Annotated in this window: 16 protein-coding genes and 1 pseudogene; 3 read left to right on the forward strand and 14 right to left on the reverse strand. The window is 61.5% G+C overall.

The genetic code is table 11. The annotated features are described in order from the left end of the window. Positions 1 to 51: 51 nt before the first annotated feature. The 12 genes and pseudogenes from HX875_RS01510 to ubiE all read right to left on the reverse strand — a co-directional run bounded on the left by HX875_RS01510 (position 52) and on the right by ubiE (position 10336). The gene (locus tag HX875_RS01510) at positions 52 to 1959 is read right to left on the reverse strand and encodes a HAMP domain-containing methyl-accepting chemotaxis protein (RefSeq protein WP_177041083.1); all 1908 of its coding nucleotides are present in this window, start codon (positions 1957 to 1959) and stop codon (positions 52 to 54) included. A 170-nt stretch (positions 1960 to 2129) separates the two neighbouring features. Continuing rightward, a complete protein-coding gene (locus tag HX875_RS33035; RefSeq protein WP_371317246.1) occupies positions 2130 to 3002 on the reverse strand; it encodes a methyl-accepting chemotaxis protein in 873 nt (290 codons plus the stop codon). Then, positions 2988 to 4046, reverse strand: a pseudogene (locus tag HX875_RS33040) (methyl-accepting chemotaxis protein); the annotation flags it as partial. The gene HX875_RS33035 and the pseudogene HX875_RS33040, both read right to left, overlap by 15 nt. A gap of 273 nt (positions 4047 to 4319) precedes the next feature. Next, positions 4320 to 5027, reverse strand: coding sequence for a 16S rRNA (uracil(1498)-N(3))-methyltransferase (locus tag HX875_RS01520; protein WP_177041087.1), 708 nt, complete (start codon positions 5025 to 5027; stop codon positions 4320 to 4322). Further along, complete coding sequence (gene tatC / locus HX875_RS01525) at positions 5024 to 5815, reverse strand: twin-arginine translocase subunit TatC (protein ID WP_003209295.1); 792 nt, start codon at positions 5813 to 5815, stop codon at positions 5024 to 5026. The genes HX875_RS01520 and tatC overlap by 4 nt, the downstream gene beginning before the upstream one ends. Next, entirely contained in the window at positions 5812 to 6258 is a 447-nt protein-coding gene (gene tatB, locus HX875_RS01530; RefSeq protein ID WP_177041089.1) for a Sec-independent protein translocase protein TatB, read from the reverse strand. The genes tatC and tatB overlap by 4 nt, the downstream gene beginning before the upstream one ends. 10 nt (positions 6259 to 6268) lie before the next feature. Then, positions 6269 to 6547 (reverse strand): twin-arginine translocase TatA/TatE family subunit, encoded by a 279-nt coding sequence (locus HX875_RS01535; RefSeq protein WP_017478213.1) that lies wholly within the window; start codon positions 6545 to 6547, stop codon positions 6269 to 6271. A 25-nt stretch (positions 6548 to 6572) separates the two neighbouring features. After that, positions 6573 to 6905, reverse strand: a complete 333-nt coding sequence (locus tag HX875_RS01540; RefSeq protein WP_003209299.1) for a phosphoribosyl-ATP diphosphatase — start codon at positions 6903 to 6905, stop codon at positions 6573 to 6575. Between the two features lie 2 nt (positions 6906 to 6907). Beyond that, positions 6908 to 7300, reverse strand: a complete 393-nt coding sequence (gene hisI / locus HX875_RS01545) for a phosphoribosyl-AMP cyclohydrolase (protein WP_010169173.1) — start codon at positions 7298 to 7300, stop codon at positions 6908 to 6910. 41 nt (positions 7301 to 7341) lie between these two features. Continuing rightward, entirely contained in the window at positions 7342 to 8946 is a 1605-nt protein-coding gene (gene ubiB / locus HX875_RS01550) for a ubiquinone biosynthesis regulatory protein kinase UbiB (protein ID WP_177041091.1), read from the reverse strand. Beyond that, the gene (locus tag HX875_RS01555; RefSeq protein WP_177041093.1) at positions 8943 to 9566 is read right to left on the reverse strand and encodes a ubiquinone biosynthesis accessory factor UbiJ; all 624 of its coding nucleotides are present in this window, start codon (positions 9564 to 9566) and stop codon (positions 8943 to 8945) included. Before HX875_RS01555 ends, ubiB begins: the two co-directional genes overlap by 4 nt. Continuing rightward, complete coding sequence (gene ubiE, locus HX875_RS01560) at positions 9566 to 10336, reverse strand: bifunctional demethylmenaquinone methyltransferase/2-methoxy-6-polyprenyl-1,4-benzoquinol methylase UbiE (RefSeq protein ID WP_003209306.1); 771 nt, start codon at positions 10334 to 10336, stop codon at positions 9566 to 9568. Before ubiE ends, HX875_RS01555 begins: the two co-directional genes overlap by 1 nt. Positions 10337 to 10479: 143 nt before the next feature. Here ubiE and HX875_RS01565 point away from each other — a divergent pair, with 143 nt between their 5' ends. From HX875_RS01565 to HX875_RS01575, 3 genes are all read left to right on the forward strand, one after another. Beyond that, a complete protein-coding gene (locus tag HX875_RS01565; RefSeq protein WP_008439272.1) occupies positions 10480 to 10755 on the forward strand; it encodes a polyhydroxyalkanoic acid system family protein in 276 nt (91 codons plus the stop codon). Between the two features lie 105 nt (positions 10756 to 10860). Continuing rightward, complete coding sequence (locus tag HX875_RS01570) at positions 10861 to 11283, forward strand: phasin family protein (protein WP_177041095.1); 423 nt, start codon at positions 10861 to 10863, stop codon at positions 11281 to 11283. Between the two features lie 12 nt (positions 11284 to 11295). Then, the gene (locus tag HX875_RS01575) at positions 11296 to 12318 is read left to right on the forward strand and encodes a phasin family protein (RefSeq protein WP_177041097.1); all 1023 of its coding nucleotides are present in this window, start codon (positions 11296 to 11298) and stop codon (positions 12316 to 12318) included. Between the two features lie 165 nt (positions 12319 to 12483). Here HX875_RS01575 and HX875_RS01580 read toward each other — a convergent pair whose 3' ends face one another. Further along, positions 12484 to 13104, reverse strand: a complete 621-nt coding sequence (locus HX875_RS01580; RefSeq protein WP_177041099.1) for a TetR/AcrR family transcriptional regulator — start codon at positions 13102 to 13104, stop codon at positions 12484 to 12486. Positions 13105 to 13131: 27 nt separating this feature from the next. Then, positions 13132 to 14814, reverse strand: coding sequence for a class II poly(R)-hydroxyalkanoic acid synthase (gene phaC, locus HX875_RS01585; RefSeq protein WP_177041100.1), 1683 nt, complete (start codon positions 14812 to 14814; stop codon positions 13132 to 13134). Between the last annotated feature and the right edge of the window lie 10 nt (positions 14815 to 14824).

Here is a 14824-nt window from a genome sequence, read left to right on the forward strand (position 1 = left end):
AAGCTCCCTCGCCACAGCAAGCACCCTCCCCACAGTCGGCAGCGGGCTTCTTCAGACCTTGAACTTGCCCACCCACACCTGCAAATCCGCGCCCAGGCGCGCCAGTTCGACACTGGCCGCCGCCGTCTCCTGGCTCGCGGCCGAGGTCTGTTCCGACACATCCTTGACCTTCAGCACACTGCGGTTGATCTCCTCTGCCACTGCGGTCTGCTCTTCGGCAGCGGCGGCAATCTGTGGGTTCATCTCCTGGATAACCGACACGGTCCGGGTGATACCGGCCAAGGCGTCGCCTGCGCGACGGGTCAGTTGCACGCTGTTGTCGGTGAGGCTGCGGCTGCTGTCCATGATGTCCGCAACCTGCTGCGTACCTCGGTGCAGGCCGCTGATCAGTTCCTCGATTTCCTCGGCCGATTGCTGGGTACGTTGCGCCAGGCTGCGCACTTCATCGGCGACCACGGCAAACCCTCGGCCGGCCTCGCCGGCGCGGGCCGCTTCGATCGCTGCGTTGAGGGCCAGGAGATTGGTCTGCTCCGAGACTGACTTGATCACCTCCAGTACGCTGCCGATCTTCCGGCTCTCCTGTTGCAACCCTTGCATGGCCTGGCTTGAACGGAGCATCTCCTGAGCCAGCTGCTCAATCTGGGTAATGGCCTCGGCGACCACCTGATCACCCTGGCCCGCCTGTTGGTCTGCCTCGGCAGCGGCCAGTGAAGCTTGCTCGGCATGGCGCGCGACTTCCTGGGAGGTGGCGAGCATTTCGTTCATCGCAGTGGCCACCTGTTCCGTTTCCTGTTTCTGCCCATCGACCCCGGCGCGGGTCTGTTCGGTGACGGCAGACAGTTGTTCGGCGGCACTGGCGATCTGTTGGGCGCTGTCGCCGATGCCGCTGATCAAGCCCCGCAGGTTGAGGGTCATTTGCCCGATGCTGCGCTGCAACTGCCCCAGTTCATCCTGACGTGAGGTCTGGATGTCGTGGCTCAGGTCACCTTCGGCAATCCGGTTGGCCACGTGGAGGGCCTGGCGCAGCGGCGCGACGATCTGGCGGGCGATCAGCCAGGCGGCCACGATGCCGAGCAACAGCGCCAGCGCGCTGACGTTGAGCAGCAGGGTACGGGCGAGGCCGGCCTCCGTGTCACGTTTGGTGGTTTGGTCCTGGCTCAACAGGTCGCTTTGCTTGAGTAACTGATCCACCCATTGCTCAAGCTGGTTCTGGGTGGTTTCGGTGGTCACTTGGGCCTCCTTGAGGCGTGTCAGGTGAGTCCGAAAGCCGAGCAGTGCGGTTCTAAGGGCGCTGGCATCAACCGGTAGCGCGCTTACAGCCGCTTGAGCGCCATCCAGCGCCAGCAGCGCATCATTCAGGCCGTTGGCATAGGCGTCCAGTGACGCGGCGGCCCAAGCGGGGCTTTCGGCGCGGTCCTCGGCTTGCTCCATGGCCCGGCGCAATTGTTCTACGGCGTCGAGGGACTTTTCGTCGTCCTGATTGGGCAGGTTGCTGGACAGTTCAGAGAGGGTGTCACTGCTCTGGACTGAGCTGCGCTTGAGCTGTTCGCGGGCGTTCTCGCGTTGTTTGGTCAGCCCCTCCAGGCCGCTGAGGGCCGTTTTGAAGCTGGTGACAAAGCGTCGGCTTTCCTGCAACTGCTGCTGATTGATCAGGTCGGTAAATCGTGGGGAAAGATCCACCAGAAACTGGTCGATCTTGTCCATGTGCTGCTCGATCTTGGACAGGCTGGCGGGGTCGTTGAGCGTGCGATAGACAATGCGATCAGCACGCAGCTCTTCACCGACAACGGCTAATTGCGAGAGGGTCGTGAGCTTTTGTGAGCGATTGAGTGAGGCGTTCAAGGCTTGCCAGCCCGTTGCCGCGATGATGAGGCTGAGGCTAAGCACCAGGCCAAAGCCCAGGGCAAGTTTGACGCTGATGCTGATGTTTCCAAGCAGGCGGGTCAGTGGACGAAGCATGTGGACCTCCAACGAATAAAAGGAGCGTTTCGAGCGTCCGGCTGAAGAGGTCAGGAGGAGTTGAAACGCTACTTTTATTCGGCGCCAGGTGTGTAATCCACGACCTGAAAAGCGCGTAGGAAATTTCACAAGTTGTCGTGGCGGCGGCCCTGATGGCCGCCGCGCGCGGGTCAGACCTTGAAGCGGCCTACCAGGGTTTGCAGGTAAATCCCCAGCCGTGCCAGTTCAGCGCTGGAAGCGGCGGTTTCTTCGCTGGCTGCCGAGGTCTGCTCGGAAACATCCCGCACGTTAAGCACGCTGCGGTTGATCTCTTCAGCCACGGCGCTTTGTTGCTCGGCGGCGGTGGCGATCTGCTGGTTCATCGCCTGGATGGTCGAAACGGTGCGGGTGATGTTCTCCAGGGCGTTGCCGGCCCGGCGGGTCAGCTCGACGCTGCTGTCGGTGAGGTTGCGGCTGTTGTCCATGATGGTCGCCACTTGCTGGGTGCCACTTTGCAGGCCGACGATCAGCTCTTCGATTTCCTCGGTGGACTTCTGCGTGCGCTGGGCCAGGCTGCGCACTTCATCGGCGACCACCGCAAAACCGCGCCCGGCTTCACCGGCACGGGCGGCTTCAATCGCCGCGTTGAGGGCCAGCAGGTTGGTTTGCTGGGCCACGGACTTGATCACGTCCAGCACGCTGCCAATCTTGTCGCTCTCGCGCTTGAGATGGCCCATGGCTTCGGTGGAGTTGCCCACCTCGCTGGCCAGGCGCTCGATCTGGGCGATCGCCTCACCCACCACCTTGTCGCCTTCGCGGGCCTGCTGGTCGGCGGCTACGGCGGCCTCGGAGGCTTCTTCGGCGTTACGGGCAACTTCTTGCACGGTGGCGGCCATTTCATTCATGGCGGTGGCCACCTGGTCGGTCTCGACCTTCTGGCTGTTGACCCCGGCGCTGGTCTGCTCGGTGACGGCCGACAGTTGTTCGGCGGCGCTGGCGATCTGGGTGACGCCGTCGCTGATACCGCCGATCAGTTCCCGCAGGCCTACGGTCATGCTTTGCATGGACCGCTGCAGTTGGCCCAGCTCATCGCGGCGTTCGGAGATCAAATTGTGGCTGAGGTCACCGGCCGCTACCCGCTCGGCGACTTTGAGGGTCTGGCTCAGCGGGATAACAATCTGCCGGGTGATGGCCCAGGCGGCGAGTATGCCGAAGGCCAGTGCCAGGGCGGTGGCCAGTAGCAGCAGGTTCTTGGCGTGGGCGGTGTCGGTGTCACGCACCACGGTTTGCGAGAGGGTGAGTTTATTGCTGCGGTCGAGCAGGATATCGCCTTGCTCGGCCATGATTTTCGTCGCGGCAGCGGAAGCCACCTGGGAATCGCGGTACTGGCTGACGGCAGAGCGGTAGGCCTGCAGTGATACGCTGGCCTCCTGCAGGTTGGCCTGGTATTGCTCCGGCAACTGGCCGTTGAGGTCGGTGATTTTTTTCAGGGCGTTGTCGATGGCGTCCAGGGCTGGCTGTTCGGCTTCGACCTTGCCGCTGTAGGTGTAGCCACGCACCTGGAAGCGCGCCTGCTGGATCAGTTTGCTCAGGTCGACCACGCTGTTGAACAGGGTGACGCTGTCGCCTTGCAGCAGGGATTTTTCCACTTCGTTGGTTTTTGCCACGGCGTTGTCGGCGGTATCGCCCAGCTTGCTGCGGGCGCCTTCACGCTTGAGGCCGGCCTGGACCATGGTGCCAAAGGCTTTTTTGTATTGGCCCAGGGCGTCCTGTTGTTGCTCCACGAGGAGCTTGTCGTCGGGTTGCTCGATCAGCTCTGCGGCGGTTTTCAGGCCCGTGTCCAGTTGTGTGATCAAGTCGTTGACCGCGCCGGTGCCTTGTTCGCCACGGCGCATTTCGAAGTCCAGGCGCGCCAGGCGCAGGTCCTTGGTCAGCCCGTTGAGGCTGGAAATATAGCCCAGCTTGTCGCCGCGGCTGATCACGCCACTCAGGCCGGTCCAGCCGGTAAAGGTGATCAGCAGGGTCAGGATCAATACCAGGCCGAAGCCTATGCCCAGCTTACGGTTGACGCTTACATTCCCCAGTTTCTCGGCTAACCAACGATACATGCTGCGAACTCCCCTGGAACAAGGCTTGGACTTATTCAGAGGCTATCGGCAGGGACATTGGATTCTGTAGGCGGGATGGCGTTTGTGGTGAGGGAGCTTGTTGTGGTGAGGGGGCTTTAGTGGCGAGGGAGCTTGCTGTGGCGAGGGAGCTTGCTCCCGCTGGGCTGCGTAGCGGCCCCAAAATCCTGGGAGCGCTGCGCACTCCAGCGGGAGCAAGCTCCCTCGCCACAGCAAGCTCCCCCACCACAGCAAGCTCCCTCGCCACATTGGGATTTAGAAGAGTCTTGAGAGCAGCGCGGTAACAGCGGTTTCGACCCTCAGGATGCGAGCCCCCAGTTGCACTGGCTGCAACCCGGCCTTGGCCAGCAGATCCACTTCATAGGGAATCCAGCCGCCTTCCGGGCCGATCGCCAGCGTGACCGGCTCAGCCAGACCGCGAGGGCAGGGTGGATAGTCACCTGGGTGGCCGATCAGGCCGAGGGTGCCTTGCGCCAGGGCAGGCAGGCGGTCTTCGACGAACGGTTTGAAGCGCTTTTCGATCACGATCTCGGGCAGCACGGTGTCCCGGGATTGTTCCAGGCCAAGGATCAGTTGTTCGCGAATCGCTTCCGGCTCCAGGAAGGGCGTCTGCCAGAAGCTCTTTTCCACGCGGTAGCTGTTCACCAGCACCACCCGAGGCACACCCATGGAGGCCACGGTTTGCAGCACCCGGCGCAGCATCTTCGGGCGGGGCAGGGCCAGTAGCAGGGTCAGGGGCAGTTTGGCCGGCGGCGGCTGGTCGAAGGTCACTGCCAGTTCGGCTTCCTGAGACTCCAGGCGCAGCAACTGAGCATTGCCCATCAGCCCGCCAATGCGCCCGACCCGCAGGCTGTCGCCTACCGCGGCACGGTGGACTTCCTGCATATGCACCAGGCGCCGATCACGCAGCACCACCCGGTCGGCCGCGATAAAGTCGGCCTCCTCAAGCAGCAGCAGGTTCACGGCTGGGTCGCTGGCGGCTGGTCGTCGTCGGCGGGTTGGTCATCCGGGTGATCGCCGCGCTTGCTCACCAGGCTGCCAAACAGGATGCCAATCTCGAACAGCATCCACATCGGCACGGCCAGCAACGTCTGGGAAAAGATGTCTGGCGGCGTCAGGATCATGCCGACCACGAAGCAGCCGATGATCACGTACGGGCGGATCTTCTTCAGGTATTTGACGTCGACCACGCCGATCCACACCAGCAGCACCACGGCCACCGGGATTTCGAACGCTACGCCAAAGGCGAAGAACAGCGTCATCACGAAGTCGAGGTAGCTGGTGATGTCGGTCATCATCTCCACACCGGCCGGGGTGGCGGCGGCGAAGAACTTGAAGATCAGCGGGAACACCAGGAAGTACGCGAAGGCCATCCCGGTGTAGAACAGCAGGATGCTCGACACCAGCAGTGGCACGGCGATGCGTTTTTCATGCTTGTACAGGCCCGGCGCAATAAAGCCCCAGATCTGATGCAGGATCACCGGGATCGCCAGGAACAGCGAGACCATCATCGTCAGCTTCAACGGCGTGAGGAACGGCGACGACACGTCGGTGGCGATCATCGTCGCGCCGGCCGGCAAGTAATTGCGCAGCGGCGTGGAGACGAAAGTGTAGATCTGCTGGGTGAAGGCAAACAGTCCGGCAAAGATGATGAAGATCGCCGCGACACAGCGCAGCAGGCGGGTGCGCAACTCGGTGAGGTGCGAGACCAGTGGCATGTGCTGGTCGGTTTCCGGTTTATCAGCGCTCATGGGGCTCGCGGCGGCAATGTAGGGTCGTGGGGCGCGGGCGACACGGCAGGCGTCGGCGCGGGTTCGGTCGGGGTCACGGGCGCTGCGGGCGCAGGCTCGGCGGCGTGCACGGGGTCAGCGACCGGTGCAGGCGCGGGCGCGGCAGCCGGTGCAATCGAGTGCTCGGCCACAGGTTCAACCGGCTTGGGCGTTTCCTGTACCGGCGAGAGAATCTTCCGTGCCTCTTGCTCCAACGACAGAATGTGTTCGTTGTGCAGTTGCCGGCGAATCTCGTCGGCGCCGATTTCCCGTTCAACTTCCTGTTTGATGGCGTTGAAACTGCGTTTCAGGCGCCCGATCCACAGGCCGGCCGTGCGCGCGGCACCGGGCAGGCGTTCCGGCCCCAGTACCAGCAGGGCCACGAGGCCGACGAGCAGCAGTTCAGAGAAGCTGATACCAAACATTATTCAGTACTCACGAGTCTTTTTGGTTCTGCTCTTTGACGTGCTCGGCCTGTACGTCGAAGGTGCGACGTTCAGTGATCGGCTGAGTGGCCTGCGGGTGCACAGGCTGCGCCGGTGGCACCGGGTTGACGACCGGGTCGGCAGGCTTTTCGTCGTCGTTCATGGCCTTGCGAAAGCCCTTGATCGATTCACCGACGTCGGTGCCGAGGTTTTTCAGTTTCTTGGTGCCGAACACCAGCACAACGACCACAAGAATGACGATCCAGTGTTTCCAGTCAAAAATGCCCATGCTGCAATTCCTCTGTAAAAGTTGGTCAGGCGGACGGGCGCGAGGCCTTTTCGGCATGCCCGGACAAGCCGAAGCGACGGTCCAGTTCATCAAGCACTGCCTGTGGATGCTGCCCCAGTTGGGCGAGCATGACCAGACTGTGGAACCACAAGTCGGCAGTTTCGTAGATCACGTCGCTGCAGTCGCCGCTGATTTGCGCGTCCTTGGCAGCAATAATTGTCTCGACGGATTCTTCGCCGAGTTTTTCCAGAATCTTGTTCAGACCCTTGTGGTACAGGCTGGCGACATAAGAGCTGTCAGCGTCCGCGCCTTTGCGGTCTTCCAGCACCTGGGCCACACGGTTGAGGGTATCGCTCATGGTCAGTGTCCTGCCGAATAGATAGCGTGCGGATCTTTGAGTACGGGCTCGACGGTCTTCCACTCGCCGTTTTCAAACACGCGGTAGAAGCAGCTGTGACGGCCGGTGTGACAGGCGATGTCGCCAATCTGTTCGACCTTGAGGATCACCACATCGGCGTCGCAGTCGATGCGCATCTCATGCAGGGTTTGCACGTGCCCGGACTCTTCGCCCTTGCGCCACAGTTTGCCACGGGAACGTGACCAGTAAATGGCGCGGTTCTCGGCGGCGGTCAGGCTCAGGGCCTCGCGGTTCATCCAGGCCATCATCAGTACGCGCCCGGTCTTGTAGTCCTGGGCAATGGCCGGCACCAGGCCGTCACTGTCCCACTTGATCTCGTCCAGCCAGTCTTTCATTTTCGGCTCCGGCAATTTGCGACAGTGTATAACCGGATTGGCTATCGACGCACGATCAGATACACGCCCACGGCGACCATAATGCCAGCCGGCCAATGGCCCAGTTCATTCAGCGGACCGCCGGCGGCCAGTATCGTACCGCCCACCAGGTGCGCGGCGCCCAGCAGGCGCAGGAACCAGTCGTCCTTGCGCTTGTGCCACGGCGGCGCCGGGTCCTTGGCGTGGGGCTGGGACATGCGCTCCAGCAGGTCGCGGGTCATGTTGGCCAGGTGCGGCAGTTGCTCGACCTGGCTTTGCAGGTTGCCCAGCAGGGTTTTCGGGCTGACACGGTCACGCATCCAGCGCTCGAGGAATGGCTGGGCGGTGTTCCACAGGTCGAGGTCCGGGTAGAGCTGGCGGCCCAGGCCTTCGATGTTCAGCAGGGTCTTTTGCAACAGCACCAACTGCGGCTGCACTTCCATATTGAAGCGCCGCGCGGTCTGGAACAGGCGCATCAGCACCTGGCCGAAGGAAATATCTTTTAACGGTTTTTCAAAGATCGGCTCGCACACGGTGCGGATCGCCGCTTCGAATTCGTTGAGTTTGGTTTCTGCCGGCACCCAGCCCGAATCGATGTGCAACTGCGCCACGCGGCGGTAGTCACGCTTGAAGAAAGCGAACAGGTTGCGCGCCAGGTAATCCTGGTCTTCCGGGGTCAGGCTGCCGACGATGCCGCAGTCGATCGCAATGTACTGCGGGCTCCACGGGTTTACGGTGCTGACGAAGATGTTGCCGGGGTGCATGTCGGCGTGGAAGAAGCTGTCGCGGAACACCTGGGTGAAGAAGATTTCCACGCCGCGCTCGGCGAGCATCTTCATGTCGGTGCGCTGGTCGGCCAGGGTCGCGAGGTCGGTGACCTGCACGCCATAGATGCGCTCCATCACCAGTACTTTCGGGCGGCACCAGTCCCAGTAGACTTGCGGCACATACAGCAACGGCGAGCCTTCGAAGTTGCGCTTGAGCTGGCTGGCGTTGGCCGCTTCACGCAACAGGTCGAGTTCGTCGTAGATGGTTTTTTCGTAGTCCAGCACCACGTCCACCGGGTGCAGCAGGCGTGCATCGGCCGAGAAACGCTCGGCAGCGCGGGCGAGGATGAACAGCCACGCCAGGTCCTGGCCGATGATCGGCTTGAGGCCCGGACGGATGACCTTCACCACCACTTCTTCGCCGCTTTTGAGCTGCGCGGCATGCACCTGGGCCACCGAGGCCGAGGCCAGCGGGGCGATGTCGAAGCGGCTGAACACTTCGCTGATTTTCTTGCCGAGCTGCTCTTCGATCAGCGTGACCGCCAGTTGCGAGTCGAACGGCGGGACGCGGTCCTGCAACAGCATCAGCTCGTCGGCGATGTCTTCGGGCAACAGGTCGCGGCGGGTGGAGAGGATCTGCCCGAACTTGATGAAGATCGGTCCCAGGTCCTGCAACGCCAGGCGCAGGCGGGCGCCACGGCTCAGGTCGAGGGTTTTGCGCGGGAACCAGCGCCACGGCAGCACATAGCGCACCGCCAGCAGAAACCACGGCAGCGGCAAGGCGAACAGCAGGTCATCGAGGCGGTAGCGGATTACGACGCGCTGGATACGAAACAAACGGCGGACGGCGAGCAGCTTCATGCGTTATCGCTTGAATCAAGGGAGCGGCTCAGGCGCTCGAAGCGCGCCTCAAGTCGTTCCAGGTCGAGTTTGGCCTGGTCGAGTTCGCGAAAGCGCGCTTCGGCTTCCCGTTGTCCGACCAAGGTGCGCGATTCTTCGCTCAGGTATTCGGCGAGGTTCTGGTTCAGGCTGGCGAAACCTTGCTGGTACCAGCGGGTGCGGCTGCGCAGGTGACCGCTGATCAGTTGCGTGGCCACCGGGCCGAGCCAGCGTGACAGCTCGTATTCCCAGTCCAGTTCCAGGTCTTGCAGCACGGCGGCCAGGTCCATCAGCACCGCGCTGTCGCCTGTGAGCGTAACGTCGGGGCCGTGGAGGATCGCCGTCTTGTCCCGGCTCATGGCCAGGCGCAGCAGGCTTGAGCCGGACGCACGCAGGGTGCAGTCGGCATCGGCGGCCCAGTGGGACGCCAGCAACAGGCCTTCATCGCTGGGCAGGATAAACAGCTGCAAGGCGGGGCTGGTGCAATCGACGGCGATGATCTTGCCGTTCAGGTGCGCCAGCCGCGCCAGGGCGGTGCTGTCCAGGCGCAAGACACGGTTGAGGCCGTGTTCAACGCTGGCGAGAAGGCCCGCGAACAACATCAGGGCTTGATGCCGCGGTGCAGGGCGACGATACCCGAGGTCATGTTGTGGTAGGTCACGCGGTCGAAACCGGCCTCTACCATCATCGACTTCAGGGTTTCCTGGTTGGGGTGCATGCGGATCGATTCGGCCAGGTAACGGTAGCTTTCGGCGTCATTGGTGATCAGCTTGCCCATCAACGGCATGAAGGCGAACGAGTAGGTGTCGTAGACCTTGGACATCAACGCGTTGGTCGGCTTGGAGAACTCCAGCACCAGCAGGCGACCGCCGGGCTTGAGTACGCGCAACATGGAGCGCAGCGCGTCTTCCTTGTGGGTCACGTTACGCAGGCCGAAGGCGATGGTCACGCAGTCGAAATGGTTGTCCGGGAACGGCAGCTTTTCAGCGTCGGCCTGGACGAACTCGATATTGCCCGCCACGCCTTTATCCAGCAGGCGATCACGACCGACCTTGAGCATCGAGCCGTTGATGTCGGCCAATACCACCTGGCCGGTGGGGCCCACCAGCTTGGAGAACTTGGCGGCCAGGTCGCCCGTACCGCCGGCGATATCCAGCACGCGGTTGCCGGTGCGTACGCCCGACAACTCGATGGTGAAGCGCTTCCACAGGCGGTGCATGCCGCCGGACAGCACGTCGTTCATCAAGTCGTACTTGGCGGCTACCGAGTGGAACACCTCGGCGACTTTTTCCGCTTTCTGGCTTTCCGGGACGTTCTTGAAGCCGAAGTGAGTGGTGGGTTCGGCATCGCTGCCTTTGCGCTGATCAGTCATATCGCTGTCACCAAAAGAGAATGGGGGCATTCTAATCCCCAAGGCATGCTTTGTCTTGGCAAGGCTGAAGGTAAGATAGGTGGCCACCGAGACCTTTTGCCGCATGGCGGGTCGACAAGTCTCTATAACGAGGAGTCATTCAAATGGCCCGTATACAGGTTGAACGTGCCCACACACTGGGCAAAGACGCTGCCCGAGAAAAAGCCGACAAGTTGGCGAGCAAACTCAAGGAGCAATATGGCCTGGAGTCTTCGTGGGCCGGCGACACACTGAACCTCAAGCGCTCGGGAGTTAAAGGTACCGTTAAAGTGGCTGAAGATTCCCTGCGCATCGAAGTGGAACTGGGCCTGTTGATGTCGGCCATGAGTGGCACCATCAAGTCCGAAATCGAGAAGGCACTGGATAAAGCCCTGGCCTGATTTTCGACCTTCTTAGGGTGCCGATTCTAATTTTTCTGCCTACTTTGTGCCCAAGCCCTCAACTTCTGTGGGCAGTTCCTCCCCCCTTTATGCGTGAGGTGCACCATGGCCAAAGTTATTTTGAAGAAAAAAATTGCTACCGGAACTAACACCCTGAGCGAGGTTAAAACCTATGCCCGCAAGATCTGGCTGGCCGGTTTGGGGGCTTACGCCAAGGTCGGCAGCGAGGGCGCCGAGTACTTCAAGGAACTCGTTAAGACTGGTCAACATGTTGAAAGTAAAGGCAAAAAAGTTGTGATTGAACAACTTGATGCTGCCAACAGTCAGATTGATCAAGTCAAGAGCGAAGTCTTCGGCGTCAAAGGTCGAGTCGAAGTGCAACTGGATAAAGTTGAAAGAGCTTTTGATAGTCGTGTTGGAAGTGCCTTGAATCGGATCGGCATTCCGTCTAAACATGACGTGGAGACACTCTCTGCTAAGCTCGATGAGCTGACGGCATTGCTCGAACGTGTCGCGCGTAAACACTAAGGAGACAACGGGATGGCTGTTAAAAAGACTACTGATAAAGAAGGCAGCTCGTGGATCGGGGAAGTTGAAAAATACTCCCGCAAGATCTGGCTGGCTGGTTTAGGCGTGTACTCGAAGGTGAGCAGTGACGGCGGCAAATACTTCGAGACTTTGGTTAAAGACGGCGAGAAGGCCGAGAAGTTGACCAAGAGCACAGTGGGTAAACAAGTCGATGCGGCAAAGGCTTCCGCCGGTTCTGCCAAATCACGTATCAGCGACAAGTGGGGCGAACTGGAAGGGGCTTTTGACAAGCGCCTGAACAGTGCCATTTCGCGACTGGGCGTGCCTAGCCGTACTGAAGTGAAAGCGCTGCACAGCAAGGTCGATACCTTGACCAAGCAAATCGAAAAACTCACCGGCCTTAAAGCTGCGCCAGTTGCGGCTAAAACGGCAGCGGCTAAACCGGCTGCCAAGCCTGCGGCTAAAACTGCAGCGGCCAAACCTGCTGCAAAAACCGCCGCCAAACCTCTGGTCAAGGCCGCCGCCAAACCGGCAGCCAAGCCAGCGGCCAAGGCGCCTGCCAAAGCTGCTGCAAAACCGGCAGCCAAGCCTGCGGCTAAAACCGCGGCGGCTAAACCGGCCGCCAAGCCTGCCGCTAAACCAGTGGCCGCTAAAGCAGCTGCAAAACCTGCGGCTAAACCCGCAGCCAAGCCGGCAGCAAAAGCAGCAGCCAAGCCAGCGGCTAAAACCGCTGCCGCCAAACCTGCTGCAGCGAAGCCTGCTGCCAAGCCAGCCGCTGCGAAACCTGCAGCCAAGCCGGTTGCTGCAAAGCCAGCTGCCAAGCCTGCTGCGGCAAAACCTGCAGCGGCCAAGCCAGCTGCAAAACCGGCCGCGGCCAAGAAGCCTGCCGTAGCCAAAAAACCAGCAGCGCCAAAGCCAGCGGTAGTGGCCAAGCCTGCAACTCCAGCGCCGGCGACCAACTCGGTCACTCCACCGACGCCTGCTGCTACCTCGACTGCAACGCCGGCAACCCCGGCGCCTACCAGTCAGTCCTGATTTTACGGGACACAAAAAAGCCCGGCCTGCGAAGGTCGGGCTTTTTTGTTTGTGATCCACTGTGGGAGCTGGCCTGCCTGCGATAGCGCAGGCTCAGTGAATACATTTGTAGCTGAGCCACCGCCATCGCAGGCAAGCCAGCTCCCACATTGATTGGGGTGTTTGTTAGTCCGAGTCGTCCAGGTAACGCAGCGCCAAACGCTCCGTCGCCAGCCTCGCCGGCATCAGCAAATGCGGGGCCACCAGCATCATGATCTGGTACACCACCACCCGTACCTCGCCCTCCCGGTCGATAATCCGCTGGTAGTCCAGGGAAAACAGCAGGGTCATGGTGATCTGCTCCACCAATTGCCCCAGCGCCTGGGTGTCACTGACCAATTGCCCGTCGGTCTTGAGCCGGGCCAGCAATGAGGCCAGCGTGCGCTTGAGCGCCGTCAGCAGGTTGCGAATACCCTTGGCCAGTTTCGGCAAGCGTCCCGCCAGGTTCGACAAGTCCTGGAACAGAAACCGATAGTGCGCCATGCGCTCCACGATCAGGTGCAAAAACAGCCAGTAATCCTCGGCCGCCAGCTGCGCGTCCTCGGGTGGGTCGAGCAACGGCGCCAACTCGGCCTGGAAGCGCTCGAACAGCCCGAGCACCAGCGGCTCCTTGCCATGGAAGTGGTAATAGAGATTGCCGGGGCTGATTCCCATTTCATTGGCCACCTCCATGGTCGACACGTTCGGCTCGCCCTTGTGGTTGAACAACTGCAAGGCACATTCAAGGATACGGTCGCGGGTCTTCATCCAGTCTTCTTAAAATCGTCGTTGGGCTCAGCGGACTCGCACATAGGTGCCTGGGGCCGCTTCCATCGGTGGGTAATTCTGGTTGCCCAGGGCGGTCAGGGTTTCGCGCTGCACGCCGGAGCGCTGCTGGATCCATGCCAGCCAGTTGGGCCACCAACTGCCTTCGACGTGATCGGCGTCGTAGTACCAGGCGCGGGGGTCGCTGCTCAGCTTGAGGTTCTCGACGTAGTTGGCCTTGGGGTTGCCCGGCGGGTTGAGGATGCTCTGGATATGCCCGCTGTTGGACAGGATGAAGCGCTTGTCGCCGCCCAACAGCTGGGTGGAGCGGTACACCGCATCCCACGGTGTGATGTGGTCGTTGATCCCGCCCACGCTGAAGCTGTCCACCGTGACCTTCTGCAAGTCGACGGGTGTGCCGCAGACTTCCAGGCCACCGGGATGGCTCAGCGGGTTGTGCTTGAAGAAGTCCAGCAGGTCGCCATGCAGCGCGGCGGGCAGGCGGGTGTTGTCGTTGTTCCAGTACAGGATGTCGAACGCCGGCGGCTCCTTGCCCAGCAGATAGTTGTTGATCCAGTAATTCCAGATCAGGTCATTGGGGCGCATCCAGGCGAACACCTTGGCCATGTCCCGGCCGTCGAGCACGCCTTGTTGGTAAGAGCGGCGCTTGGCGGCTTCCAGGGTCTGCTCGTCGGCGAACAGGGTGGCCGGGCTGTCTATCTGGCTGTCCAGCAGGCTCACCAGGTAGCTGGCGCTGGAAATGCGGCGTAACTGGCGCTTGGCCTGCAGATGGCCTTGCAGTGCGGCGATGGTCAAGCCTCCGGCACAGGCGCCCATCAGGTTGACCTCGCGAGCGCCGGTGATTGCCCGGCACACGTTCAGCGCTTCTTCCAGGGCGGCGACGTAGGTGGACAGGCCCCATTCCCGGTGGCGTACGTCCGGGTTGCGCCAGCTGACCATAAACACCTGCAGGCCGTTTTTCAGGGCGAACTGGACGAAGCTGTTGTTCGGGCTCAGGTCGAAAATGTAGTACTTGTTGATTTGCGGCGGCACCACCAGCAGCGGCTTGGCGTACTGTTTTTCGCTCATGGGCTTGTACTGGATCAGCTCCAGCAGCTCATTGCGAAACACCACCGAGCCGGGGGTGGTGGCGACGGTTTTGCCGACTTCGAAGGCCTGTTTGGTGACCTGGCGCGGCAGGCCGTTATTGTGCAGCAGGTCGTCGAACAGGTTGCTGACGCCACGCACCACACTGTTGCCGCCAGAGTTGAGCAGCTCCTTGATTGCCAGCGGATTGAGCAACGTGTTGGACGGCGACACTGCATCGTTGAGCAGGGCAAAGGCAAAGTGCGCCCTCGCCCGGTCGTCGGCGCTGAGGTTGCTGTCGTCGATCCAGTGACGGGTTTGTTTTTGCCAGCTCAAGTAGGCTTGCAGGCTGCGCCGGTAAAACGGGTTGAGCTGCCAGGTGGGGTCGGCGAAGCGGCTGTCCGCCGGGTTCGGCTCGTGCACCGTTTCCCCCAGCAACACGCGGCCCAATTGCCCGCCCAGCTTCAGGGCGTGACGGGCGGTGTGCACCGGGTTGCGCAGGCCGTGTGCGGCGACGCTGCGCAGGGTCGACAGCAGATCCCGGCCGCGCAGGCCGGTGATCGCACTTTCAATATTGATGAACGCGGCGGGTGTGGGCACCGGGTTCGATACGGGTCTTTCTCGCATGCGCCAACAC

Source organism: Pseudomonas yamanorum (genome assembly GCF_013386765.1).
GTDB lineage: Bacteria > Pseudomonadota > Gammaproteobacteria > Pseudomonadales > Pseudomonadaceae > Aquipseudomonas > Aquipseudomonas yamanorum_A.